At 70.0% G+C, this 24,307-nt stretch carries 18 protein-coding genes and 1 tRNA gene; 9 read left to right on the top strand and 10 right to left on the bottom strand.

The window, feature by feature from the left end; translation table 11 throughout:
* Positions 1 to 154 precede the first annotated feature (154 nt).
* Both AAFX79_07115 and AAFX79_07110 read right to left on the bottom strand, forming a co-directional pair.
* Positions 155 to 2,479 carry a S41 family peptidase gene (locus AAFX79_07115; protein MEO1008319.1) on the bottom strand — a complete coding sequence of 775 codons (2,325 nt, stop codon included), beginning with the start codon at positions 2,477 to 2,479 and terminating at the stop codon, positions 155 to 157.
* A 219-nt stretch (positions 2,480 to 2,698) separates the two neighbouring features.
* Positions 2,699 to 3,979, bottom strand: a complete 1,281-nt coding sequence (locus tag AAFX79_07110) for an MFS transporter (GenBank protein MEO1008318.1) — start codon at positions 3,977 to 3,979, stop codon at positions 2,699 to 2,701.
* An 82-nt stretch (positions 3,980 to 4,061) separates the two neighbouring features.
* On the opposite strand from AAFX79_07110, the gene AAFX79_07105 reads away from it, so the two are divergent.
* Positions 4,062 to 4,135, top strand: a tRNA-Arg gene (locus AAFX79_07105).
* 57 nt (positions 4,136 to 4,192) lie between these two features.
* Here AAFX79_07105 and nth read toward each other — a convergent pair.
* Positions 4,193 to 4,939, bottom strand: a complete 747-nt coding sequence (nth, locus tag AAFX79_07100) for an endonuclease III (GenBank protein ID MEO1008317.1) — start codon at positions 4,937 to 4,939, stop codon at positions 4,193 to 4,195.
* Entirely contained in the window at positions 4,936 to 5,586 is a 651-nt protein-coding gene (locus tag AAFX79_07095; protein MEO1008316.1) for a hypothetical protein, read from the bottom strand. Before AAFX79_07095 ends, nth begins: the two co-directional genes overlap by 4 nt.
* A 45-nt stretch (positions 5,587 to 5,631) precedes the next feature.
* Between AAFX79_07095 and AAFX79_07090 the strand changes: the two genes are divergently transcribed.
* Complete coding sequence (locus tag AAFX79_07090; GenBank protein MEO1008315.1) at positions 5,632 to 6,372, top strand: hypothetical protein; 741 nt, start codon at positions 5,632 to 5,634, stop codon at positions 6,370 to 6,372.
* A gap of 20 nt (positions 6,373 to 6,392) precedes the next feature.
* Positions 6,393 to 7,334, top strand: a complete 942-nt coding sequence (locus tag AAFX79_07085; GenBank protein ID MEO1008314.1) for a carbon-nitrogen hydrolase family protein — start codon at positions 6,393 to 6,395, stop codon at positions 7,332 to 7,334.
* A gap of 12 nt (positions 7,335 to 7,346) precedes the next feature.
* Here the strand turns inward: AAFX79_07085 and AAFX79_07080 are convergent, their stop codons facing one another.
* Positions 7,347 to 8,768 carry a magnesium chelatase gene (locus AAFX79_07080; GenBank protein ID MEO1008313.1) on the bottom strand — a complete coding sequence of 474 codons (1,422 nt, stop codon included), beginning with the start codon at positions 8,766 to 8,768 and terminating at the stop codon, positions 7,347 to 7,349.
* Between the two features lie 78 nt (positions 8,769 to 8,846).
* On the opposite strand from AAFX79_07080, the gene AAFX79_07075 reads away from it, so the two are divergent.
* Entirely contained in the window at positions 8,847 to 10,334 is a 1,488-nt protein-coding gene (locus tag AAFX79_07075; protein MEO1008312.1) for a glycosyltransferase family 2 protein, read from the top strand.
* Here AAFX79_07075 and AAFX79_07070 read toward each other — a convergent pair.
* The 4 genes from AAFX79_07070 to AAFX79_07055 are packed head-to-tail and all read right to left on the bottom strand — an operon-like array spanning position 10,331 to position 16,380.
* Complete coding sequence (locus tag AAFX79_07070; GenBank protein ID MEO1008311.1) at positions 10,331 to 12,190, bottom strand: sulfotransferase; 1,860 nt, start codon at positions 12,188 to 12,190, stop codon at positions 10,331 to 10,333. The genes AAFX79_07075 and AAFX79_07070 overlap by 4 nt on opposite strands.
* Positions 12,187 to 13,029 (bottom strand): sulfotransferase, encoded by an 843-nt coding sequence (locus tag AAFX79_07065; protein ID MEO1008310.1) that lies wholly within the window; start codon positions 13,027 to 13,029, stop codon positions 12,187 to 12,189. Before AAFX79_07065 ends, AAFX79_07070 begins: the two co-directional genes overlap by 4 nt.
* Complete coding sequence (locus AAFX79_07060) at positions 13,026 to 14,450, bottom strand: ABC transporter ATP-binding protein (protein ID MEO1008309.1); 1,425 nt, start codon at positions 14,448 to 14,450, stop codon at positions 13,026 to 13,028. The genes AAFX79_07065 and AAFX79_07060 overlap by 4 nt, the downstream gene beginning before the upstream one ends.
* A 31-nt stretch (positions 14,451 to 14,481) precedes the next feature.
* The gene (locus AAFX79_07055) at positions 14,482 to 16,380 is read right to left on the bottom strand and encodes a glycosyltransferase family 4 protein (protein MEO1008308.1); all 1,899 of its coding nucleotides are present in this window, start codon (positions 16,378 to 16,380) and stop codon (positions 14,482 to 14,484) included.
* Between the two features lie 27 nt (positions 16,381 to 16,407).
* Between AAFX79_07055 and AAFX79_07050 the strand changes: the two genes are divergently transcribed.
* Together AAFX79_07050 and AAFX79_07045 are read left to right on the top strand one after the other, a co-directional pair.
* Positions 16,408 to 17,217 carry a sulfotransferase family 2 domain-containing protein gene (locus AAFX79_07050; GenBank protein ID MEO1008307.1) on the top strand — a complete coding sequence of 270 codons (810 nt, stop codon included), beginning with the start codon at positions 16,408 to 16,410 and terminating at the stop codon, positions 17,215 to 17,217.
* Positions 17,218 to 17,225: 8 nt separating this feature from the next.
* A complete protein-coding gene (locus AAFX79_07045; GenBank protein ID MEO1008306.1) occupies positions 17,226 to 17,972 on the top strand; it encodes a sulfotransferase family 2 domain-containing protein in 747 nt (248 codons plus the stop codon).
* On the opposite strand, the gene AAFX79_07040 is transcribed toward AAFX79_07045, so the two are convergent.
* Positions 17,973 to 18,752, bottom strand: coding sequence for a sulfotransferase domain-containing protein (locus AAFX79_07040; GenBank protein MEO1008305.1), 780 nt, complete (start codon positions 18,750 to 18,752; stop codon positions 17,973 to 17,975).
* A gap of 701 nt (positions 18,753 to 19,453) precedes the next feature.
* Here AAFX79_07040 and AAFX79_07035 point away from each other — a divergent pair.
* The 3 genes from AAFX79_07035 to AAFX79_07025 all read left to right on the top strand — a co-directional run bounded on the left by AAFX79_07035 (position 19,454) and on the right by AAFX79_07025 (position 24,300).
* Complete coding sequence (locus tag AAFX79_07035) at positions 19,454 to 22,051, top strand: right-handed parallel beta-helix repeat-containing protein (GenBank protein MEO1008304.1); 2,598 nt, start codon at positions 19,454 to 19,456, stop codon at positions 22,049 to 22,051.
* A gap of 168 nt (positions 22,052 to 22,219) precedes the next feature.
* A complete protein-coding gene (locus AAFX79_07030) occupies positions 22,220 to 22,897 on the top strand; it encodes a hypothetical protein (protein ID MEO1008303.1) in 678 nt (225 codons plus the stop codon).
* Positions 22,898 to 22,947: 50 nt separating this feature from the next.
* Positions 22,948 to 24,300 carry a complex I subunit 1 family protein gene (locus AAFX79_07025; GenBank protein MEO1008302.1) on the top strand — a complete coding sequence of 451 codons (1,353 nt, stop codon included), beginning with the start codon at positions 22,948 to 22,950 and terminating at the stop codon, positions 24,298 to 24,300.
* The last annotated feature ends 7 nt before the right edge of the window (positions 24,301 to 24,307 follow it).

The following is a 24,307-nucleotide window of genomic DNA, read 5'->3' as shown; positions in this document are numbered from 1 at the left end:
GCGCGTTCGCCGGGTGCGGGCTGGGCGGGCTCGATCCGCGCCGTTGCGACGCCGCGGCTCCAAGTGTAACGCCGGCCCCGGGCCCATTCGCCCGTGGCCGGCGGTTGTTTCGAGCCGTCGCCGATGGTGCGGTCCGCGGTCAGGTCGTCCGCGGTCAGGGCGTCCGCCGATCCTCGGGCTGGTCGAGCATGGCCGCAGCCGTCGTCGGCTTGGTCTGGCTCTGCAGAAGCACCAGGGCGGCGTGGAGCTGCAGGTCCAGCCCCTCGCTGATCAGCGCATCCGGGTCGGCCCGGTCCTCCGGCGCGGGGATGTCGCCGTTCTCGTCGAGCACCAGCACGTCGGCCTCCTGGCGGAGCCGCAGGCTCTCGGCCACCCTCTCGGGCAGCATCTGGACGGCCAGATCGGGCGTCACGCCGTGCTCCTCGCGGCCGGGTCGGCGGTGGATCATCCGCCCGCCGGGCAGCACGTAGTACTGCGTCGTGAGCTTCATGAGGGCCCGCGGCGATGGCCCGGTGTCGATCGCCAGCACGTTCTGCACGCTGCCCTTGCCGTAGGTCGTCTGGCCCAGGATGATGGCCCGCGCCGCCGACGCCTCGGTGTAGTCCTGGATCGCGCCCGCCACGATCTCGCTGGCCGAGGCCGATCCCTCGTTGATGAGCACCACCACGGGCAGCTTGGGCAGCGGGCTGGGGCGGTTGATCAGCCGCTCGGGCGGACTCTGCGTCTGGCGGTCGCCGTTGTTGTTGCGGGTGGACACCACGACGCGGCCGTAGGCGTTGCGGCCGTCGGCGTAATCCACGAAGCGGCTGGTGATCTCGACCGCCTGGTCGAGCAGCCCGCCGCGGTTGAACCGCAGGTCGAGGATCAGGCCCTGCAGCCCGGCCCGCTGCATCTCGGTGATGGCGCGGCCAAAGTCGGCGGTGGTGTTCTCGGTGAAGCCCGTGAGCCGGACGTAGCCGATGCCCCGCTGGGCGTCGATCATCCAGTTCCAGTTGTCGTCGGTGGCGTCAATCCGCTCCCAGCCCTTGACGGTCTTGAGCTCGACGGTGTCGCGGACGATCGTGTAGGTGATCTCCTCGGCGTCGTCGCCCTCGCCCCGCCGCACCGTGATGTCCACGGGCGTGCTCTTCGGGCCGGTGATCTTCTCGACCGCCTGGTTGAGCGTGAAGCCGTAGGTCCGCTCGCCGTTGACGCCGACGACGACGTCCTCGGCGCGGACGCCGGCCCGCTGCGCGGGCGTGCCGTCCAGCGGCGTCACGACCTCGATCTCGCGGCGCTCGTTCATGTGGATCGAGACGCCGATGCCGCTGAAGTTGCCTCGCGTGCTCCGCTCGAACTGCGTGACGTCGTCGGGCCAGATGATCTCGGAGTACTCGTCCAGGGCCGCCATCGCGCCATCGCCGAACACGCGGAGGATCAACTCGTCGGGCAAGGCGATGGTCTGGCGGTTCCACTCCTGCACGCGGTCGATGAGGGTGCGGACGCTGCGGGGGCCGATGGCCGGCGCGTCGCGGAGTTCGACCAGCTGCCGCTCGAGCACGCCGCGGTACGTCGCGCGGTTCTCGGCATCCTGCAGCTGCGGGAAGCTCTCGTACAGGTCGCTCGTGTCCACGAGCAGCTGCAGGGCCCGGATGCCCGAGATCATCAGGTCGCGGTAGGGCGTGCCCTCGACGTGCCGCGCATCCGAGAGCGCGAGCGCGTACTCGACCATCCGCGACTTGATGCCGTCTAGCCGCTCGTCCACCGAGACGCCCGACGGGTTGAACGGCGGCAGCGGATCCTCACCCGCGGCGACGAGCCGCTCGCTGCGCAGCTCGTGGTTGCGCTTGGGCGCGTAGATCGCGACGAGGGCCAGACGCTTGATCGCCCGCGTGCGGTCGTCCAGGTAGCGGGCGTCGAACTCGTAGAGCCCGTGCAGCCGGTCGTACAGCTCGGCGGCCTGGAACCACCGCCGCTCGCCCTCGGCGAGCGCGGCCGATGCTTCGGCCGCGGCCACCAGGTCCCGCACGGTGGCCTCTCCGAGCACCGACGCGTCGTTGCCGGTCAGCATGTGCAGCGTGATCGCAGCGCCAAGGCCATCGAGCAGCGCCAACTCGCGGTCCTCGGTTTGGTCGGCCTCCTGGAAGGCCCCCCAGTGCTCCGCCAGCTCCTGCCGCTGCTCGGCGATGAGCACGGCGCGGGCGTCGTCCCGCTCCAGGAAGCGCTGCGAGAGCGCCTCGGCGGAGAGCGCGAGCGTCGGATCGTCGAAGGCCTCGGCGGCGGCGTCGAGTAGCGTGCGGAAGGCCCGGGCGTCGCCCGCGGAGGCCGCATCCCAGAGGTCCTGGGACCACTCGGATTCGAGCGACGCGCGTTCGGTCGAGATGTGGTCGATCGAACTCGTGGAGGCCGCCGGCAGCAGGGCCGTCCCGAGCGTCGCGGACGCGAAGAGTCCAACTGCGGCCACGATCGTCGCGGTGGTCCTGGCTCGGTGCCTTGGCATGCTGCCTCCTGTTGTCTCGGCCGCCCGGATATCCCGGCGGCTGCATCCGCCGATCGTTCGGGGATCGGCCGCTCGGCGATGCGGAGCGCTCCGGATCCCGCAAAACAAGGACTGCCGGGGATGGTTATACCGTCATCGCCGCTTCGGTATTCGAAAAAGACACCCCATTCGTTCTCGGATGTCTCCTAGTGACCAAGGTGGATGGCCCCAGGTCGCCGGCTATTCGGGCCCGCGGGACGATCGGCAGGCCCACGCGACGGACCCCAAACACAGCACGATCATGATGGACCCCACCAGGCCCAGGAGCAGCAGCGTCGGGCTCGCCGCCAGCGGCCCCCGTGGCGCGGCCACGACGTAGGCCAGCACGCCCAGCACCGGCCCGGCGGTGTAGCCCAACCCGATGAAGGCCTCGTGCCGGCCGCCGGCGTCGATCTCGGCGTCGCCGACCTCCATTGCGTAGTAGAGCGCCGCCGCGTAGACCATGCCCACGCCGCAGCCCAGCACCGCCAGCCCGCCCAGCAGCAGCGTGCGGCCGGCGGCGGCGTCCAGCGTCGGGCCGATGGTGACGCCCGCGAAGCCCAGCAGCATGAGCGCCGCGGCGAGGATGGGCGTCCGCCAGCGGCCGTGCCAGCCCCCCCAGCGGGCGAAGACGACGAAGGTCGCCAGCCGGGTCGCCAGCCAGATCGCCGCCGCCGGGGCCGCCCACGGATCTTCGATGCCTACGCGGGCCATCAGGAAGGGCGCCACCGGCTCGAGCACCGCCAGCAGCAGGAAGCTCGCGGGCAGCTGCACGCGGAAGACCGCCAGCAGCCTGCGATAGGCAGCCGGCCGCGTGGGGTGCTCGTCGGGCAGGCTGCGCGCCGGCTCGCGGCCCATCCAGAGCGTCAGGATCGCGCAGGCGGCGTAGACCGGCAGCATCGCGGCGAGGGCCTCGAGCGGGCGGCCATGCACGAAGGGCCCCAGCGCGATGAGTGTGGCGACGAGGCTCGAGCTCCAGGTGATGTTGAACAGGCCCGTCGCGTGCCTGAGCCGCTCGCCCCGACGTCCGCCGCTGAGGTAGCTCTCGACGATCGGCCAGCTCGCGCCGCTGAGCAGCCCGTTGGCGATCGCCAGCAGCCAGATGGCCCAGGTGCCCGCCAGCGTGCCGGCCTCGCCCTCGGCCGGCCTCGTCAGCAGCGGCAGCGCCGCAAACAGGCCCAGGGCGAGGGTCAGCGCCGCCAGCAGGCGGCGGGTCGTCAGCCATGCGTGCCGGCGTGCCGCCCGCCGCAGCGCGGGCCCGACGAGCAACGCACCGGGCACGTACACCGCGCCGTAGAGCGCGGCGAGCACGAAGATGGGGATCTCGCCGAAGCCGTAGGCGCTCTCGGCCAGGAAGGGCACGCCCGTGGTGGCCACCCCCGTGCCGGCGCTCGCGAGGAAGGTGAAGGCGAGCACGGCCCACAACGGCGCGGGCCGCACGCCGCCGGCGGCCGGAGCCGGGCTGTCGGGTTTGCTTGGCACGAGCCCTGACGTTACCATGCCCCCGGCGGCCGGGCTCGGTTCTCGGTCCTGCCGCCGCTCGAAGGAGTGTGATGCTCCCGTCGAGCCCGTAGCTCAATTGGATAGAGCGCTGGCCTCCGAAGCCAGAGGTTCCGCGTTCGAATCGCGGCGGGCTCGCTTCTTCCTGGCCACCCGGCGTCGCCCCGGAGCGGGGCGACCCCTCCAATCAGCAGCCTACTCGTCCCAATAGCCATGCCGCCGATTGGCCCGGCCGTTGACGCAGTACGCCCGGCAGATGGCGTCGTGCTCGCACAGCCAGCCCCGCGCCTTGCACGCCTGTCGCCCGTGGTAGATGATGCGGTGGCTCAGGTCGGCCCACTGGTCCCGCGGGAAGTGGGCGATCAGATAGCGCTCGACCATGGTCACGGTTGCGTCCTGGGGCGCGAGGCCCAGCCGCTTGCTGAGCCGCTCGATGTGGGTGTCGACCACGAAGCCGACGTTGATGCCGAAGGCGTTGCCGAGCACCACGTTGGCGGTCTTGCGCGCGACGCCCCGCAGCGTGAGCAGCTCGTCCATGGTGCGGGGCACCTCGCCGCCGAAGTCCTCGACCACCGACGCCATCGCCGCGTGGATGGCCTTCGCCTTGTTGCGGTACAGCCCGATCGAGCGGACGTAGCCCTCGATCTGCTTGGGTGTGGCGTCTGCGTAGTCGGCGGGCGTGGGGAAGGCCCGGAACAGCTCGGGCGTGGCCTTGTTGACGCCCACGTCGGTGGCCTGGGCCGACAGGATGGTCGCCACGACCAATTCGTGGGGGGCCGAGAAGTCCAGGGCGCAGACGGCGTCGGGGTATCGCTCGGCGAGGGCGGCGGCGATCCGGCGGGCACGATCCTTCTGCGCCCGCGTCACGCTCGGCACCTCGAAGGGCAGATCACGCAGCCGCCTCGGATTCGCCGGCGTGCGGACCGCGGCCGTCGCGCTCACGGCCGCCGGCCCTTGAGCAGCGCGGGCTCCTGGAGGCCCGAGGGACTCGCCGCCGGGGCGGCCTCACGCTCCCGCACCTCGCCGGAGAGCACCCGGCGGCTGGTGGCGAGCGTGAAGCCGAACGCCGCGATCGCCGTAACGAGCGAGGCCACCATCACGGTGCTCGCGGTCGAGTGCCGGCCGTCGTAGCGGGCCTGGATCTGCAGCGCGGCCTCGGTCTCGCCCGCCGCGGCGGCGGCGCGGTACGCGTCGAGGTCGGCCTGCATCGCGGGATCGAGGTAGGCGAAGCGGAAGGTCATGAGGCCGACCATCGCGAGGATGGCCAGCGCCCGCAGCGCCGCCACCCAGCTCCGCGCGGGGGGGTTGCCCCGCCAGCACGCGACCGCGAACGCGAGCCCGCCGACCACGATCGCCAGGAAGCCCACGACGTCGGCCCCAACGAATAGCCGCTCGGCCACGAAGCCGCCCAGCAGCTTCCAGTGCTCGCCCTCGTAGGCGGCGTACGCGGGCAGCTGCGGGTCGAGCTGCTTGAGCAGCGTGAAGACGAAGTAGGCCGTTGCCCCCGTGACGAGCAGCGCGCCCGACCACGCCGCCCAGGCGGCGACCTGGATGGCCTCGAGGCGGACGGGCTGCCTGCTGGACGACATGCCACACGCTAGTCGCCGGGCACGTCGCGGAGCCTAGAACATCGGGTGAACGCCCAGCCGCCGAGCCTGGCCCTGTGCGCCTTCCGCGACGCCGACGCCCGCGATCGCGTGGCCTGGGCCTCCGCCGCGGGCTTCCGCGCCGTCCAGCTCGACGCGACGCACCCCCAGACCCGGCCGCGGGATCTGGATCGGTCCGCGCGGCGGGACGTCGCGGCGTTGCTCCGCCGGCACGAGGTCGCGTGCAGCGGCGTCGACCTATGGATCCCGCCCGAGCACTTCGCCACCCGCGAGCACATCGACCGCGCGACGGCCGCGGTGATCGATGCCATCTCGTTCGCGCGCGAGCTGGCGGGCCTCGTGCGGGCCACGCCGGCGGCGTGCGTCGCGCTCCCCACCGAGCCCGACGCCGACGCGATGGCGGCGATCCGGGCGGCGGCCGAGCGGCACGACGTCCGCGTCGCCGATCACGCCTGGCCCGCGCCCGAAGCTGGCGATGTCGGCCTCGACCCGGCGATGGCGATCCTCGCGGGGGCCGACCCCGTTGCCGTGGTGGCGTCGCTGGGACCCAGGCTCGCGCACGCCCGGCTGAGCGACGCGGGCACGCTGGGCCGGGCGCCGCTGGGGTCCGCGGGCGGGCGGCTCGACGTCGACGCGTACGCCGCCGCGCTGGCGGTGTCGGCTCCGGATGCTCCCCTGGTGCTCGATACGCGGATGCTGGTGGATCCTGCGGAGGCGGCCTTGAGCGGGCTGGCGGCGTGGCGTGCGTCTCCCGCGACGGCGGGGTAGCGGCGGACTATGAGTTGCCCATGAAGATCGCCATCGCCCAGATTGCCCCGGTCGTGCTCGATCGCGACGCCACGACCCGCAGGGCCGCCGACGCCATCGTCGAAGCCGGCCGCGGCGGCGCGGCGCTCGTTGCCTTCGGCGAGACCTTCCTGCCGGCCTACCCCCTGTGGCTCAGCCGGATGGACGGCGCCCGCTTCGATGCCGGCGACGTCAAGGACCTGCACGCGGCGTACCTCGACCAGGCGGTGTGCATCGAGGACGGCCAGCTCGACCCCGTGCGCGACGCCGCGCGGCGGGCGGGCACGCATGTCGTCATGGGCCTGGCCGAGCGGCCGCGGTCGCGGGGCGGCCAGACGATCTACTGCAGCGCCGTGGTGATCGATGATCGCGGGGGCGTCGCCTCGGTGCACCGCAAGCTGGTGCCGACCTACGAGGAACGGCTCGCCTGGGGCGCAGGCGACGGCCACGGCCTCCGCGTGCACGAGGTCGGGCCCTTCACCATGGGGGCGCTCAACTGCTGGGAGAACTGGATGCCGCTGGCGCGGGCGTCGCTCTACGCCCAGGGCGAGACGCTCCGGGTCGCCATCTGGCCCGGCTCGGACGGCCTGACCCGGGACATCACCCGCTTCGTCGCCCGCGAGGGCCGCAGCTACGTCGTGTCGGCCGGCGCGATCATCGGGCCCAAGGACGTGCCCCCCGGCGTGCCGCACCGCGAGCAGTGGGCCGACAAGGACGCGCCGGGCGGCCTCTACTGCAACGGGGGCTCATGCGTCGCCGCCCCCGACGGGACGTGGGTCGTCGAGCCCGTCGTCGGCCGCGAGGAGATCGTGTACGCCGACCTCGACCCCGCGATGGTCCGCCGCGAGCGACAGAACTTCGACGCCAGCGGCCACTATGCGCGGCCCGACGTGCTGTCACTCAGCGTGGACCGCACGCGGCAGGGCGTGCGGTTCGAGGGCTGAGCCCGGATCGCCCTAGAACTCGTACTCCAGCCGCCCGTGCCGCTCGCTGCGGCTGATGACATCGGTGGCGTACAGCCCCGCGAGCACGAACTCCACGCAGCTTGCGCGGACGGCGGGGTTCTCGCTGGCGTTGACCTCGAAGGCCTTGTCCCACACCGGCGGCACGCGCTCCAGCAGCGAGGCGTAGTGCTCGCTGGGCAGCATGTCGCCCACCTCGATGCGGACGCCCTTGGCGAAGATCTCGCCGATCTCCGCCAGGCCGTGCTCGGTGACGTACTCGGCGAAGACGGTCTGGATGGCCTCGGCCACGATCGCGTCGAGGGCCTGCTGCTCGTTCATCTGGTGGGCGCCCATCATGTCCAGCTCGAGCTTGCCCGTCGCGCTGGCGCGGATGTGCGCGAGATCGCTGATGCGGGGGACGGCCTTGTCTTCGCCGAGCCGCAGCGCCCGCTGGCGGGCGCTGGCGACCATCGTGCGGTAGTTCGCCACGCTGAAGCGGGCGCTGACGCCCGATTCGTGGTCCACGTAGTTGCTGCCGCGGGCCGCGATCGACACCTGCTCGACGATCTCCTTCATGAAGCGGGGGACCACCAGGGGGACGGCGTCGTCGAGCTTGGCGAGGTCGGCGGCGGCCTCCTGCTCCATGATGTCGATGCCCAGGTCCCGCTCCCGGGGATAGTGCGTACGAATCGTGCTGCCGATGCGGTCCTTGAGCTGCGGGATGACCTTGCCCGAGCGGTTGTAGGTGCTGGGATTGGCGCTGAAGAGGATGAATACGTCGACCTCGAAGGAGATCGGCACGCCGCGGATCTGCACGTCCCGCTCCTCGAGGATGTTGAACAGCCCGACCTGCACGAGGTCGTCGAGGTCGGGCAGCTCGTTCATCGCGAAGATGCCGCGGTGCATGCGGGGGATGAGCCCGAAGCTGAGCGCGTCCTCGGTATCGAGCGAGGCGCCGGCGACGAGCTTGGCGGGATCGATCTCGCCGATGACGTCGGCGAACTTCGTGCCGGGCGCCAGCCGCTCGGCGTAGCGCTCCTCCCTAGGCCACCATGCGATGGGCACGCCGGCGGCGTCCTGCTCGGCGAGCACCGCTCTGCCCCGGGCGGTGATCGGGGCGCACGGATCCTCGTGCACCGGGCAGCCCGGGATGTCGAGGTAGGGCACCGCGTCGTCCAGGAAGCGGGCGAGCATCCGCATCAGCCGGCTCTTGGCCTGGCCCTTCTCGCCCAGGAACAGCACGTCGTGGCCCGCGAGCACGGCGTTGACGATCTCGGGGACCACCGTGTCGTCGTAGCCCACAATCCCCGGGAAGAGATCGTCGCCTCGCTCCAGGGCCGCCAGCATGTTGCCGCGGATCTCGTCCTTCACGCTCTTGGAGCACCAGCCGGCGTTTCGGAGGTCGGCCAGGGTGCTCGGTCGGGTGCTCTCCATGGCGCAGCGTAGCGGGAGCGGTGGGTCCGGAACCCGGCGGGGCGTCGGGGCAGGGCGATTCCGCACCTACCGTCGGGCGTGCCCGCCGCAACGCCGCTCCTGTCCATCGTGACGCCGTCGCTCAACCAGGGTCGCTACCTCGGCGAGTGCCTCGACTCGGTCCGCCGGGAGATCGCCCGGGTCGATGCCGAGTTCGGCGAGCCCGGCTCGGTCGAGCACATCGTCATGGATGGCGGCAGCACGGACGCCACCGTCGGCCTGCTCGAGCGTGCGGCTCACCTGGCGCATTGGCAGAGCGAGCCCGATGGCGGCCAGAGCGCGGCGATCAACGCGGGCCTGCTGCACCACGCCCGCGGCGAGTTCGCGACCTGGCTCAACGCCGACGATTGGCTGGAGGAGGGCGCCCTCGCGCCCATGCTCGGCCGGCTCCGCGACGCCGACGCGCCCGACGTGCTCGTGGGCCGCTGCCGATTCGTTCGGGATGGCGAGACGATCTTCGAACCGAGGCCGCCCGAGCCGATCGACGCCGCCGGCCTGCTGAGGCTGCGCAGCGGCTGGTTCAACGGTCGGCTGATCGTCCAGCCCGAGGCGTTCTTCCGGCTCGCGTGCTTCCGGGCGGTGGGAGGGCTGAATGACGCCAACCATTTCACGATGGACCACGAGCTGTGGTTGACGCTGCTCCGCGCCGGCGCGCGGTTCGAGTCCATCGAGCACCGCGTGGCGTGCATGCGCGCGCACGACGAGCAGAAGACGGCCGACAACCGATGCATCGTGGCGTCGCTCATCGAGTTCGGCGAGCCGTTCCTGGATGACATCACGGGCGCCTCCGAGCGCGATCGAGCCGCGCGCGAGATCGAGGGCATGCGCCGCAAGCTCGCGCTCAGCGGGCCCGTGCTCCGCCGGCTGCGATCGCTCTGGGCGGATACCGAGCCGGCATCGGCCGCCGAGCCTCGCCCTCTCGAAGCGTCCGCGGGCTTCCACAACGCGCCGCTCCGTGCGGCGCTGCAATCGCTGCCGTCGCCACCCCGGCTGATTCGCCGCCGCTGGCGCGTGCCTCCCGGGACCGTCCTGCCGGGCGTGCGCACCACCGAGTCCCGGGACGGGCCGCACGACCTGATCCATCTGAGGGCCGCGCTGCATCGCTCCGACGATCCCGCCGGCGTCGCGTCGGCGGCCTGGGCGTCGCTGCGTGCCGGCGGGGTGCTGGTCGTGTCGGCGGAGATTGCGCCGTGCGGTGCGACGCTGCGGGGCTACTGCGGCAGGCTTGCGTCGCTCATCGACCAGCAGCTCAGCCAGGACCACGACTGGATCGTCGATGCCGACGCGATGGACTGGGTGCGATCGCTCGAGGGATCGACCGACGCCGACGATGCGGCCCTGCTCGGTGCGATCCCGGGACTCTTGGGGAACGACGTGCGGGGGCTGCTGCCCGTCGAGCCGCTGGCGTTCATCCGCTACGGCGGCGTCTCGTGGCACCCGCTGGTGCCGTTCGAGGCCGTCGAGAGCGTCCAGCCCGCGGCCGACGAGCACTGCTGGTGCTGCGGCCTGTGGCACAAGCCTCACTAGCCGGTCGGATGTTCGCATCGCCGCAGGACCGCTGCGCCCGTGACGTACGTGTGGTGCTCGGCGGTGGTCTTGTGCCACTCGAAGTAGGCCGGGATGTCGCCGGTATTCCAGGCGATGTCGCAGCCGGGCGAGAACGCCGGGTGCCGCCAGATGTCCCGCTCGAACTGGGCCATCGTGAGCGCACGGCCGTTCCACTCGGGGAAGGCCATGTCCATGTCGGGCTCGCAGATGTCGAAGGACAGCGCGAGCACGCCGCCGGGGCGTAGCACGCGGGCCGCCTCGTCGAGCGCCGCCTTCTTGTCGGGCTGGTGCTCGATGACGCTCAGGCTCGTGACGAGGTCGGCCTCGCCGTCACCGATCGGGATGCGCTCGTCGTCGGTGAAGTGCCAGTCGATGGGCACCCGCAGCGCGTCCCGGAGCTTGGTCCACCTGGGCTCGATGCCGCGAGTGGTCTCGATCATCGTGACCCGAGCGCCCCGGCATGCCAGCCACCAGGGCATGGGGCTCAGTTCGCTGCCCAGGTCGACGACGCGGAGCCCCGCGAGCGGCAGCGGCCGAACGGCGTTCCACCACAACCATGGGTACTCCCAGATCTTCGACCACGTCGTGAATTCGCGGAGGCCGTGCTCGGCGGCGAAGGCGTTGAGCACCGCCATGAAGCCCGCGAATGGCTCCGACCGCAACTCGTCGAGCGATGCAAGACGGGCGTGCGCAGCCGGTGGGGCGGCGCTCGCGTGCGCCGCCACGCGGTCGTTGTCGGGCTCGATGAGATCGAGCCTCTCGAGCGCGGGGCCCAAGCAGGGACCGTCGCACCGGACGGGCACGCCCGCATAGCGGAGTGCGAGTGCTGCGGCGGCCGGAGCGTTACCGCCTCGCCGTCGAGCCGCGTCGAGGAGCTGCATGCCTAGGGCCTCGTCGTCGTCATCGAGCGCATCCATGCCGAGGCCGTTCGCGAGCGTGCGCAGCTGGGTGCCGATGGACCGAGCGGTTCGTGGACAGGTCGGCTCGTGCGGCGCAACCTCGGCGGGCGCGGGCACGTCATCGGGCGACCACAACGCGGCGATGGGCGCGAGCCCGCTCCGCAGCTCGGATGAGAGCTCCCGCCAGCCCACGCCGATGCGGCTGGTGCTGATCGAGGCGTGCTCGGCCACGTCGGCGCTGCCCCATTCCCAGCTTGGCAGGTCGTGGCGGCCCGGCTCGTAGCGGAGCGTGGCGTCGTCGAAGTCCTCGCCCAGGTGCGCGCACAGGCGGCGCAGCTCGCCGGCGGGGTCCTGCACCAGACGCTCGTAGGTCATCGTGTGGTGCTCGCGGCCTTCCAGGAAGCGCTCGATGCGGCGGTTCCAGCTCGCCCACCGCAGCATCGCCGCCAGCGGGGTCGACGTCGTGACGACACGCCGGTCCAGCCGGAGCTTCTCGTTGTAGATCGAGCCGACCCGCTTGCGATGCTCGGGGACGCTCGTCGTCGAGTGTGCCACGTCCAGCGGCGCGCGCGTGATCCACACGTACTGCGCCTCGGGCAGCAGGCCGGCCAATTCGTCGAGGTGCAGCAGGTTGTTGGGGGTCTTCTCGGCCCAGCGCCGCTTGCCGCGCGACTTCGCGTAGGCCGCCATCACTTCGTGCACGAAGCCGCGCGCCGCGGCGAGCACCACGGACGGATCCTGCCCGTAGGAGCGGCAGTAGCCCGTCTCGTCGTCCCGCATGAAGCGCACGAGCCCGAGCACGCTCGCCCTCTGGTGCTCGGCGAGCCACGGCGTCTCGGGGCCGCAGGCGATCCGCGGGTGCGCGTCGAGCAGCGTCCGCAGCAGCGTGGTGCCCGAGCGGGGCACGCCGAGGATCAGGATCGGCCGGTCGCTCACGGGGCGAGCATAGCCCCGCAATCGGGCGCCTCCAGCTCGTAGCCGAGGGCGCGCAGCGCCCCACCCGCGATGCGTTCGGCCTCGCGGGGCGGATGCAGCTCGGCGTGCGACGGATTCTGCCGACCCAGCAGTTCGCGGGCCTTCCGCTGCATGTGCTCCGCGTCGGACGGGATGCCCAGGTGGCCGGCGATGGCCGCCATTGTTGCGTCCGGGTCGGCGAGCAGGTCCTCGTAGTGCACCCGCAGCACGCGATCATTGCCAATCGCGGCGAGGTGCTCGGCCGCGACCTCCACGCTCAGCCGCCACTCGAGCAGGCCCCGCTCCGTCGGCGTTGCGCAGTGCGGCAGCAGGTCGCCGAGCCCGCGCGCCCTCGCGAGGTCCTGCAGCGCGTGCCACTTGCGGTCGCCGTCGCCGTACCACTGCCCGCATTCGATGCGGCGGCCGATGGAGCGTGCCACCTCCACGCCGTGCCGCACGATGCTGACGATGCGGGCGTCGGGCGCTATCGCCCGCAGGAAGCGCAGCCGGAAGTTGTTGAGCGCAACCTTCTCGAGGACGAGGGGTGCATTGCCCCGCTCGGCCTCGATGCCCCGCCAGAATGCGTCGATGCCCGCCGGATCGGCGTCGGCTTCGGTGAGCTCGATCGGGCCGGACTCTCTTGCATCGGGATGCAGGCCCCACGCATCGCATCGCGGGAAGGGGCCGATCCACAGGTCGAATTGATCGTTGAGGTACCGCACGCTCGGCGCCGCGTTGATCAGCCGGCCGAGGATGGTCGTGCCCGAGCGACCGCAGCCGGTGAGGAAGGCGATGCGGCCGGGTTCGCCGGGCTGGCTCACGCGGACGCCCCGGCGTGCGAGGCGACGCCCGGGTTTGCGTGCAGGCGTTCGCACGAGACCGACATCGGCAGCCGCGCGAGCCCGAGGAAGGGCAACGGCGTCATCGGCGGGTGCTTGACGCGGATCGGCCCCAGCCCGTTGATGTGGTCGTGGAAGATCGCGCCCTGCGGATCGCCGTCGCCGCTGGGCTCGCTGGTGGATACGCCCAGCGTGTAGTCGCCCGGCGAGACGTCGAGCGTGAGGTCGAAGGTCAGCAGCAGCTCGTCGCCGGCCTCCAGGGGTGGCACGTCGGTGCCTTGCTGCATGGTGCCCTGCCCGAAGACCTGCACGCCGTAGCGATCGAAGATGCGCAGGCCGGCCCGCGGGGCGGGGACGGCGCGATCCGCTCGCAGCAGCATCCGCAGCCGGAGCGTGTCGCCCACGCCAAAGACGGTACGGTCCTGGTCGTCGGCGTTGGTCAGGCGGCAGGCCTCGATGCGGATGCCGCCCTCGCCGTGCCGCCGGTGCTGCGTGCCGTGGAGCACCGAGTGTTCGCGCGTCGCGGCGGCGTGGTCGGTCTCGGCCGGCGGATTCGACGCGTCCTGTCGAGCTGCGGCGGCTCGGGTCGGCGCGGCTGGCTTGGCCGGCTGGTCGCCCCGCCGCAGGCTGTCGTGATAGCGGGCGATGGTGTCCTCGGGCTCGCCGTCGAAGGTCACGCGGCCCCGCTCGAGCAGGATGGCCCGGCTGCACAGGTTGGTCACCGCGCCCGGGCTGTGGCTGACGAAGAGCATCGTCGTGCCGGCGTCGAGCATCTCCTGGATCCGACGGCTGCACTTCTGCACGAAGAACACGTCGCCCACGCTGAGGGCCTCGTCGACCACGAGCACCTCGGGCTCGAAGGACTGGAAGATGCTGAAGGTCAGCCGCACCGTCATGCCCGAGCTGTAGGTCTTGGTCGGCCGATCGAAGAAGTCGCCGATCTCGGCGAAGGCCTCGATGGCGTCGATGCGATCCTTTGCGAATCCTGGCGGGAAGTTCAGCAGCCGGGCCATGTTGAACACGTTCTGCCGGCCCGTGAGCTCCTTGTTGAGGCCCGCGCCCAGCTCGATGAGGCTCAGCACCCGGCCGTGGATCTCGGCGTGGCCCTCGGTCGCCACGCTGACGCCGGTGACCAGCTTGAGCAGCGTGCTCTTGCCCGAGCCGTTGCGGCCGACGATGCCCAGGCACTCGCCGCGCTGCAGCTCGAAGGACACGTCCCGCACGGCCCAGAAGTCGCGATGCAGGCTCGCTCGATTCAAGGTGGCCCACTCGGCCGCGCGGTGCCACGGGTTGCGGTACATCTTGAACCGCTTGCTGATGCCCCGGCACTCGACGATGCAGCCGCCCGCGTCGAACTGCTCGGGCATTGCGTCGGTCGTGTGCTCGTTGTGTGCGGCATCCACGGCCGATCGTAGAGCGAGCACCCGCGGGGGCCTAGCCGCCCAGCAGCCGGCGGCGGAGCGCGCTCAGCCGCCGCGCGAGGCCGTACGCCCGGCTCGACCGGATCTCGGCCAGCTCGCGCCGCGTGCGCTCGAGGTCGGCGGCCAGCGCGTCGGCCCGGCGGCGCACCGCGTCGATCTCGTGCCAGCGGGCGTTGGCCAGGCCCTCCAGCTCGCCCAGCCGCTGCACGACGGGTACGCCCGGCCGGTCGTCCGCATCGCCCGCCGAACCGACGACAACCTCGGGCAGCACCGCGACCCGCGCACCCTGATCGAGCAGCCACCGCAGCGCGGCGGTCGAGTCGGCGGCGATCCAGCCCGCGTCGACTCGTGCCGCCCCGGGCAGCCGCTCGGCGAGGGCGAGCGTCGTGGCGATGGGGCCCGCGTGGGCGGGGAGCAGCTCGGCGCGGTCGGCGGCGGGCGTCGAGCAGGCCTCCACGGCCTCGCCGTCCGCGTTGGTCCTCGAGGTCCAAGGGATGACGGCGTCGACGCCGGCGTTCGCTCGGAGGGCCGCCCGCAGTTGCTCGTGCTGCGGCTCGCTCGCCCTGCTGGCGTTGATGATCGCTACGTTGCGGTCCGGGGCGGGCGTCGGCAAGCGCGGCCGGCACCCGGCGGCGTGCTCGGTGCGGCGGGCGAGCACGCGGGCGTCCTCGCACAGCGTCGCGATGCGATGACGGGCGGCGGCGGCCATCGCGTCGCGCTGCCCCGCGGCCATGGTGGCCGCACGCTCGATCGCGTCGGCCAGGCTCGCGGCATCGCCCGGTGCGAACAGCACGCCGCTGGTGCCGTCCTCGATCATCTCGGCCATGCCGCCCGCATTGGCCGCAACGACGATCTGGCCCGCCGCCATGGCTTCCATGCAGGTGTTGGGGAAGTTGTCGTTCGGGCTGGGTACCAGCGCGATCGGGCACCGAGTCCTCTCGGCAGCCAGCGCAGCAGACTCAAGCTCTCCCAGCAACTCGATCGCGTCGCCCCCGAGCCCAAGCCGCGCAAGCACCTTGTTGCCGAATGGGCCGCCGGTGACCCAGTCCTCGGTATCCCGGCCGGCGACGCGGACGACCGGGCACGAGCGGTCGGCGGATCGGAGCATCGCGATCGCCTCGGTGAGCGTGCCGAAGCCCTTGCGCCGCTCCATCCGGCCCACGAACAACGCCGCGTCGCCGCTGGCCCGCGGTGCTTCGGCGTCGACGGGCCGCCCGAGCGGGTACGGCGTCACGCACACCCGGCCTTCGACCGCCGGCTCCCACGCGGCCGTCCATTCGGCGAGCATCCGCGACGGGCTCGCGACGCCGTCGGCCCAGCGGAGCACGTCCCGCTCCATCGATCGCAATTCGGCCGCGGCCCGCCCCGGCTGCGGGCCACCCTGGAGTTCCTCGATCCACGCCGTCGGGCTGTGCAGGTGGACGATCACCGGCGGGCCGTCGACGCCACGCTCGGCCAGCGGCCCGCGGCCCAGCCGCCGGTCGTTGAGGATGAACCACAGCGCCGCCCCGGTGTCGGGGGCCTCGATGGCCTCCGGCTCGAACTCGTCCAGCAGCGCGGGCAGGTGCTCGCGGATCTGCATGGCGAACACGCTCTCGCGGTGGAAGGCCCAGAAGGCCGCCAGGGTGGCCGGCGTCCGGATGGCCGGATGCGGCGCGGACCAGTCCGGCTCGGCCCCCTCCAGTTCGGACCCCTCCAGCTTGGACCCGCCGCCGGCGTTACCCAGGGCGATGAACGGCAGCCGCACCACGGCGATGCCGCCGGCGTGCTCGCGGGTCGGCTCGGCATCGTGGCCTACCGTGACCACGGTCGCGGCACGCCCGGCGGCCGCGAGCGTCCGCGCCATGCGGACGGTGTAGGTGCCGATGCCCCCGCCGACGAAGGGGGGGTACTCGCGGGAGATCAGGAGCACCGGTCAATATAGCAATCGGAGCGCCGCGTGAGCACCACCGGATCCATGCGACAGGGCACCCACGTCCGGCATATCACGGCGGATCCGTCCCGCTGGCCTCGCCCGGTGATCCTCCACCACATCCAGAAGACGGCCGGAACCACTCTTGGGCGGATCCTCAACAAGAACTACACGCTCGAAGTGACGCACGGATTCAAGCGAGGCTTGAAGGATGTCGCGGAGTTCGCCGAGCGGCCGCAGGCGGAGCGAGACTCATACGACTACCTGCGCGGCCACATCAATTTCGGTCTGCACGACCTGCTGTCGCGGCCCGCGACCTACGTGACCCTGCTGCGGCACCCCGTCGATCGGGTGCTGTCCTTCTACCACCACGTGCTCCGCACCCCGGACCACTATCTGTACCGGACGGGGTTCACGGCCGACGTATCGCTCCGCGAGCTGCTGGAGCAACGGGGGTGCATCGAGCTCGACAATTTCCAGGTCCGGGCGCTCAACCGCGATGCGGATGCCCGGCCGCGGTTTGGCGAGGTCGACGAGGCGATGCTCGCCAGCGCTCGGGCCAACCTGGACCAGTTCGATGCCGTCGGGCTGACCGAGCGGTTCGACGAGTTCGCCGGCCTCGTCGAGCGGCGGTACGGGTGGTGGGTGGGCTCCTACACCTCGGCGCGGGTGGCGCCCGGTCGCCCGGCCGCGGACGACCTCGACGGCGAGACGCGGCGGGCCATCGAACGCCAGAACGAGCTGGATCTCGCGTTGTATGGGGATGCGATCCGCCTGTTCGAGCAGCGGCTCGAGAATCCGCTGGGACCCCGGATCTTTGCAACGGCCAATCGCTAGGAGCACAGATGCCAGCTCGCCTCAAGAAGCCGCTCATCTTCCTGCACGTCTTCAAGGCCGGCGGCACGTCGATCCGGGCCGTGGTGCGCGATCAGTACGCCGGCGCCACCATCCAGCGGTTCGAGGGCGGGCTCGACGAGCTGCGCGCGTGGCAGGCGCTGCCGCAGGACGAGCGAGATCAAGCCGACGTGCTGCTGGGCCACCAGTTCTTCGGCAACCACGCCTATCTATCGACCCCCGCGACGTACATGTCCGTGCTGCGGCATCCGGTCGATAGGGTGCTCTCTTTTTTCTATTACGTGCTTCGCAAGCCGGAGCACTACGTCCACCGCACGGGCTTCCACGCGGACATGTCGCTGGCCGACTTCATCCGCCAGGGCCGCAACATCGAGCTCGACAACATGCAGACGCGGCTGTTCAACGAACAGCCACGGGAGCACCACCCGCCGTTCGGCGGGATCGACGATGCCATGGGGCGTGCAGCGCTCGCGAACCTTGCCAGGGTCGACCGCGTGGGCATCGTCGAGCAGATGGCCGATTTCGAGCGGCTGCTTCGGGAGGCCGAGGGCTGGTCGCTGTCGGCTATTCCCGAGAAAAACCGGACACCCGAGCGGCCACGGGCGGACGACCAAGATGCCGAGACGATCGACCTCATCCTGCGGCACAATCAGCACGATCTCGCTCTGTGGGAGGCGGCGCGGGCCCGCCTGGCCGCCGACCTCGTCGCCGAGGGGATGCAGCCGGCGGCCGTCTAGCTAGCTGCGGGCGGGCTGGCGGCCGTAGCCCATCTCGGCGAGTTCGCGCTCGTACCGGGCGTCGAAGGCCGCATCCAGTCCGGGGGCGATGTCATCGAGCGATTGCGCGGATCGCCCCTGGTTGATGAAGAAGTAGCCTTCCTTGTATTGGCTCAGCTCGCCCTGGCCCCGGGCCTCGACCTCTCGCTTGCGGAGGTTCTCCATCGAACTGCGTTCTACGGCCCGCGCCGCCGCCTCTTCGCCTATGGCAAGCCCGAGGAAGCCGCCCAGCTCCATCAGCGCCTCGACCGGCTCGGTCTTCAGCGTCTCGTAGCGGACGACGTGGACGGGAACGTCCCGCTGCTCGGTCCACGAGCGGTAGTGCTCGAACCAGGGGCCGTAGCCCCGTCGGATCCACTTCTTGGACGTGCCGTGCTCGATGAACTCGCGGGCGAACGCCTCGGCGTCGAGCTCGGCATCGCCCTGCAACCGCCGGTAGTTGATGGCGCTGATGAGCATGTCGCGAGGATTGCGCACGAGCAGCACCGCGTTCGACGATTCGCCGGCGAACGGGTGCCCGACGCTCCACGGCTCGTGCGTCTTGACGACCAGCGGCGGGCTGGGCCGGTCCGCGGCCTCCCTGCTCGCCCGCCGGCTACGCAGCAACGCGAGTGCCTCGGCGTCGGTCAGTTCTCCCGATTTCACCTTGTCGGTGTAGTGGTACAGCTCGGCGACCACGCCGCTTACCCCCTTGACCCAGTTGCAGTCCTCGTCCTGTATCGCTAGCCGCCCAGCCATCATCGGCGGACGTGATCGCTGTGAAGCTGCATGCCAGGTTCCTTCGGAACACTGCTGCGAGTTGTTTGTTAGGGTTCAGATGTCTGTGCAGGTCAACGGGAGTGTGGTGGTATCCTCGTTCATCGCATTCTCGGACCACGCGCAACAAATGCTGCCTCCGGGTCTGTTCACGCCTAGCTGAACGCCGGAGGTGGATTGCATTGCGGCTCGGCGCCCTGGCCAGAGCCGCTGGTGCTGCTCGGCATACACGCCGATTCGAAGCCCGGTCTGGTGTTGCTGCCGAGCGACGGGCCGCGGGCACTGTTGTTGCGGCCGCTAGGCGTCGGCTGTTGGCCAATACTGCCTGTCTGGCAGCTGCAAGTCCCTTGCTGGCGGCCGCTTGGACTCGGCTGACGATCCAAGCCCATCCCTGATCGCTTCATCCTACTGCCGCCGGCGTATCAGAACTGTTTGCCGAATGCGCCGGTCGCCAGACCAGCATGTTTGGAGATTGCGGAGTTACGAGCGACGGCCGGGCGGGGTGCGATCGGCGGACTTGAACTGGTGCATTTCGTCTTGCATCTTGCCGGCAGTCTAGGTATTTTAGAGGGAATGCGTAGCACGGTTTGTTTAAATCAGTTCGCATCGACTCTGGTCAATAGGAGAGCAACATGATGCGTAGAAAACCGTCGAGACGAAACAAGTGTGCGTTCGCATGGTGCACGATGTGCATTGCTGCCGGGAACACGCTGGCAACCGAGTCGGAGTGCCTCCAGTGTCCGGCAAAGGACGATACCGTCGTTTTCTATGTCGATGCCGCAGCGCAGCCGGCCCAGGGCTCCATTCCCGTGCCCTGGATGTACCACATGAATCGCATTGATCGTCCGGTGGAGACGATCGCAGACGCCCGGAATCTCGTCCGCAACATAAAGGCCACGTGCTCCCCGCTGGAGTACCACATCCGCGTCGACATCCGAGCAGGCACATACCCGCCGGCCACGACAAACTCCACCAATCCGCTGCCGGAACCACTCGAATTTACGGCAATGGACTCGGGGGCCGAGGACTATCCGGTGATCTACCGGGCGTACAGCCCGAGTGCGGGCAACTACGAGAGTGTGTTGATCTCGGGCGGCATCGAACTCACGGACTGGACGACGCAGTCCCCCGCCGGCGGTGACCGGTGGTGGACCCAGACGCTGCCGTCCGGATGGGCGACGACGGACTTCAAGGACCCGCTCATGCCGCGCGACCTGTACATCGACAATGCACGCGCGACCCGTGCGCGCGAACCGGACGAGGGCGACCTTCCGCTCACGTCCGGCTTCGCGCGCATCGATGGTCCCATCTACGATCTACCCGAGCTGGGCGACACCGTGACCGAGGCCGACAAGGCCATGAACGAATATGCCCTTTCGGCGGCGCACCTGTTCCCCGAGCCAGACTCCGGCCCACGGGCATACACGCCATACCGAGGCACCGAATGCGTTATGCGCAACGCAGGGTCGTGGATATCGCACCGTCAGTACGTCCGCGAGATTGACCCGGACCCGGCATCCGGGACGACCTACATCCGCTTGCATGACATGCTCGGCGTGCCCGAGCAGATTGGCGTATTCGTGTACGAGGACGACACCAGCGTGTGCCGGTACGCGACCGAGATCTACCTTGAGAATGCCAAGGAGTTCATGGACGAGCCCTACGAATGGTGGTTCAACCCGCAGCAGAGCGGTGACCCCGCGGCTCCCGGATACCCCGACGATCGACTCTGGGTGATTCTCCCCGGTGCCCAGGTACCGCCCGGCCCGCACTCGGAAGTCGCCAACACGACGATCGTCATCCCGTATGCTCCGCAGTTGTTCGTGCTAGACGGCGCATCCCACGTGCAGTTTGTCCAGCTCAATTTCGCTCATACCCACCAGGAGTTGCCGAGGCCACAGCCGTTCAGCGATTTGCTCGGCGGCCAGAAGGTAGTGGAGGTAGACTGCGGCGGCATGAGCGGCTGCGACTTCTCTCTGGTCAATCGCAGCCAGGTCGATCTGGCAAAGGTCGACTACCCGCTCCTGGGCTGGTTCGAGCGCATGCGGAGCTTCGAGTTCTATCGAACGAAACCCCCCGCCGCGGCGTGCGCGGACCAGACCCTCGCCGACCCGGACCTGCGATACCGACTCGACGGCGCCATCCGGATCGTTAATGGCAGCAACATCGAGATCCGGCGCTGCCGCGTCGCGCACACCGGGGGGAGCGCCGTCGTGATGGAGAACGGCGCGGATCACCAGGTGCGGCAGAACGAGATGTTCGACGTGGGTGCCAGCGCAATCGTGGCGTGCCGCCTCAATCTTCAATCGAACAACTGCCATCTTGTGTCACAGTCGCTCGCCGAGGTGCCCAGGAGGTTCGACATCGCGGACAACTTCGTCTACCACGTCGGGCAGACCTTCCTGTCGAGTCCGGCGGTGTTCAGCGGATGGACGGCGGCCGAGACCGACCCGCCCACGTTCGCGTGCCCGGACGACTGCTCGTACATCCACTACAACTACTTCAACGAGACGCCCGCGGAGGCGATCAGCTCCGGTTTCACGCCCGGTGACAACCCGGCACTGAACCGCCCGCAATCTCGCGGCATCCGCATCAATCACAACATCGTGCGGAACGCCACGCTCTTACTGGACGATATGGCCGGGATCGTGCTCATGCGGGATGGCGATCTATCGCGAGTTGGGGCGAACGTCGTCTTCCAGGATCCGGCAGTGTCCGTCGACGGGAAGCGAGGCATCTACACGGACGGCAAGTCGCAGTTTGCAGACCAGACCTACATACCAACGTTCACGGGTTGGCAGATCGCAGACAATCTCCTGTGGGGATACCACACGCCGTTCGCCATGAACACCTCGTACACCTGTCCGGAGTTCAACGACTGGGACGGCAACTACACGGAGCAGGTGACGCCCGGAATCAAGTGCAGGAAGTGCGACTTCAGTGAAGCGTCGCAGCCAGAGTGCTCGAATGATGGAGAAGATGGCAGCCCCTGTGCGGCCCACGAGATCCAGTTCTGCAGGGATAGCGACTGCGGCAACGGCTTCCTCCGGCCGGACTGGCCTCATCTCAAGTTCGATGAGTTCGCGATGCCGACGCGCTACATCTACAACCAGCACCTGGCGGTGCCGGGCACCGGCTCGGGCCACCGAGGCCTAGTCGCTCAGGACTTGGTCGACGACGCAGGTCCGAGATCGACCCACCACGCGTTCCTCTACACCGACTTCGAGTCGCTGATCCACCCGACCAACCCACCGGCAACCAACCGCACCCCGCCGGCGCCGTAGCGGGCTTGTCCCCGGGGCGCTCTATTGCGTCAATGAGGATGCCTCGCGTGGGGCTCGGCAAGCCGAGATTCCTTGGAGTGGGCTTGCTGAGTGGACGATGCGGGCGATGACGCCGGCGGCATGGACGTCGCCTGCGCTCCAATCTCATCCACGGACCGGAGACGCGAAATGCCCGTCGTGCCCAGCAATCGCACCGATGCCCTCGCCTTCATGGAGGCTCACGCCGTGCCGTGGGCGACGGCCGCGACCGAACTCGGTCTCACGGTAGAGCAGGTTACTGAGTTTGCAACGAAGGTCTCCGCCGCGCGAACGTCCTATGACGCAGCTATCGCCGCCCGCAACGCGAGCAAGGCCGCGACGGTGACCTGGCACGCTGGCGTCGATGACGCGGTCGCGCTGGCTCGAGAACTAGTTCGCCAGATCCAGACCACCGCGAAGGCCTCCGAGGAGCCCAGCGCGATCTACGCCGCTGGCGAGATCCCCCCGCCCAAGGAGCCCACGCCGCTCGGCCCTCCGGACGCACCGACGGACCTGGCTCTCACCCTGGATAGCGAGGGCCGCGCCAACCTGCGATTCGCGGGCAGCCGCGAGGGCGGCACGGCCTTTGCTATCCAGCGTCGCACAACCGGGGCCGACGGCTCAACGACGGATTGGGTCGACCTTGGCACGGTCTTCGAGCGGTCGTTCGTAGATGCCCAGACACCCAGCGGCGTGGCGAGCGTGGCCTACCGCGTCCGTGCTGAACGCGTTGGCGGTGTCAGCCCCTACAGCACCGCTGCGATCCTGCCACTAGGTATCCAGGGCGAGGCTGGTCAGGTCCAGCTGGGGCTCGCTGACGCGGCCTGATTCGCGGCCGAGTCGGGTCCCTCGGCGGTGCCGCCATATACTCGCCCCCCATGCTCGACTTCCTCACCGCCCAGCTCCTCGTCAGCGTCACGCTCTTCGCCGTGATGGTGCACGTCATCCTCGGGGCCGCCGGCTACTTCACCTACGCCGAGCGGAAGATCAGCGCCTACATCCAGGACCGCATCGGCCCCAACCGCACCGGCTTCGACCTGGGCCTGCCCTTCCTGAAGTTCCTCAAGGGGCCGCGGCTGCTGGGCCTGGGCCAGCCCCTGGCCGACGGGCTCAAGTTCCTCGTCAAGGAGGACTACACGCCCCACAACGTCGACAAGGTGCTGTTCACGCTGGCGCCGGCCATCGTGGTCATCCCGGCCCTCATCGGCTTCGCGGTCATCCCCTGGGGCGGGCTGCTGGAGCTGCCGACCTTCACCATCCCGATCATCAACCACACGGTCCAGGGCGGCATCGTCGAGGTCGCCGCCCTGCCGGTGAACGTCGGCGTGATCTACCTGGTCGCGATCGGCTCGCTGGGCGTCTACGGCGTCACGCTGGGCGGCTGGGCGAGCAACAACAAGTACTCGTTCCTGGGCGGGCTGCGGGCGACGGCCCAGATGATCGCCTACGAGCTGCCGCTGGGCATCAGCCTGCTGTGCGTCGTCGTCCTGGTGGGCAGCCTGCTGCCGCTGGACATCATCCGCTACCAGATGGAGAACGGCTGGCTCATCCTCAGCCAGCCGATCGCGGCGGTCATCTTCTTCATCGCCGCGCTGGCCGAGGCCAACCGCGCCCCCTTCGACAACGCCGAGGCCGAGCAGGAACTCGTCGGCGGCTTCCACACCGAGTACTGCTCGATGCGCTTCGCGCTGTTCTTCCTGGCCGAGTACGCCCACCTCGCAACGAGCGCGGCGTTCTTCGCCCTGCTGTTCCTGGGCGGCTTCCAGGCGATCCCGGGCGTGGCCGACCCGTTCACGAGCCCCGAAGCAACTGGCGTGCTGGCGGTGCTAGCCAAGATCGGCGTCTTCATGGGCAAGGTCGTGGCCATCGTGCTGTTCATGATGCTCGTCCGCTGGACGCTGCCCCGCATGCGGTACGACCAGGTCATGAGCACCGCGTGGCAGGGCCTGATCCCGATCTCGCTGGTCGTGCTCGTGGCGACCGCGATTGCCGTCTACTTCGGCGTGCCCACGGGCATCGCCCACGTCGCCCTCATGCTCGGCGTGAACCTCGTGCTGGCGGCGGGCATCTACGCGGTCATGACCAGGCTGCCCAAGCCCCGGGGCAACCACAAGATCCAGCTGGCCGGCTCGCGGTTCAGCCCGCTGCCCGGCGAGCGGGTCGTCACCGGTCCCCGCGACGCCCTCGCCCTGGAGGACCGCCCGGTCGAGGGCACGATCTCGACGGCGTAACCAACCG

The organism is Planctomycetota bacterium (assembly GCA_039819165.1).
Classification (GTDB): Bacteria; Planctomycetota; Phycisphaerae; order Phycisphaerales; family UBA1924; genus JAHCJI01.
The sequence above is the reverse complement of the archived record's forward strand: the minus strand, read 5'-3'. Positions and strand labels throughout refer to the sequence as shown.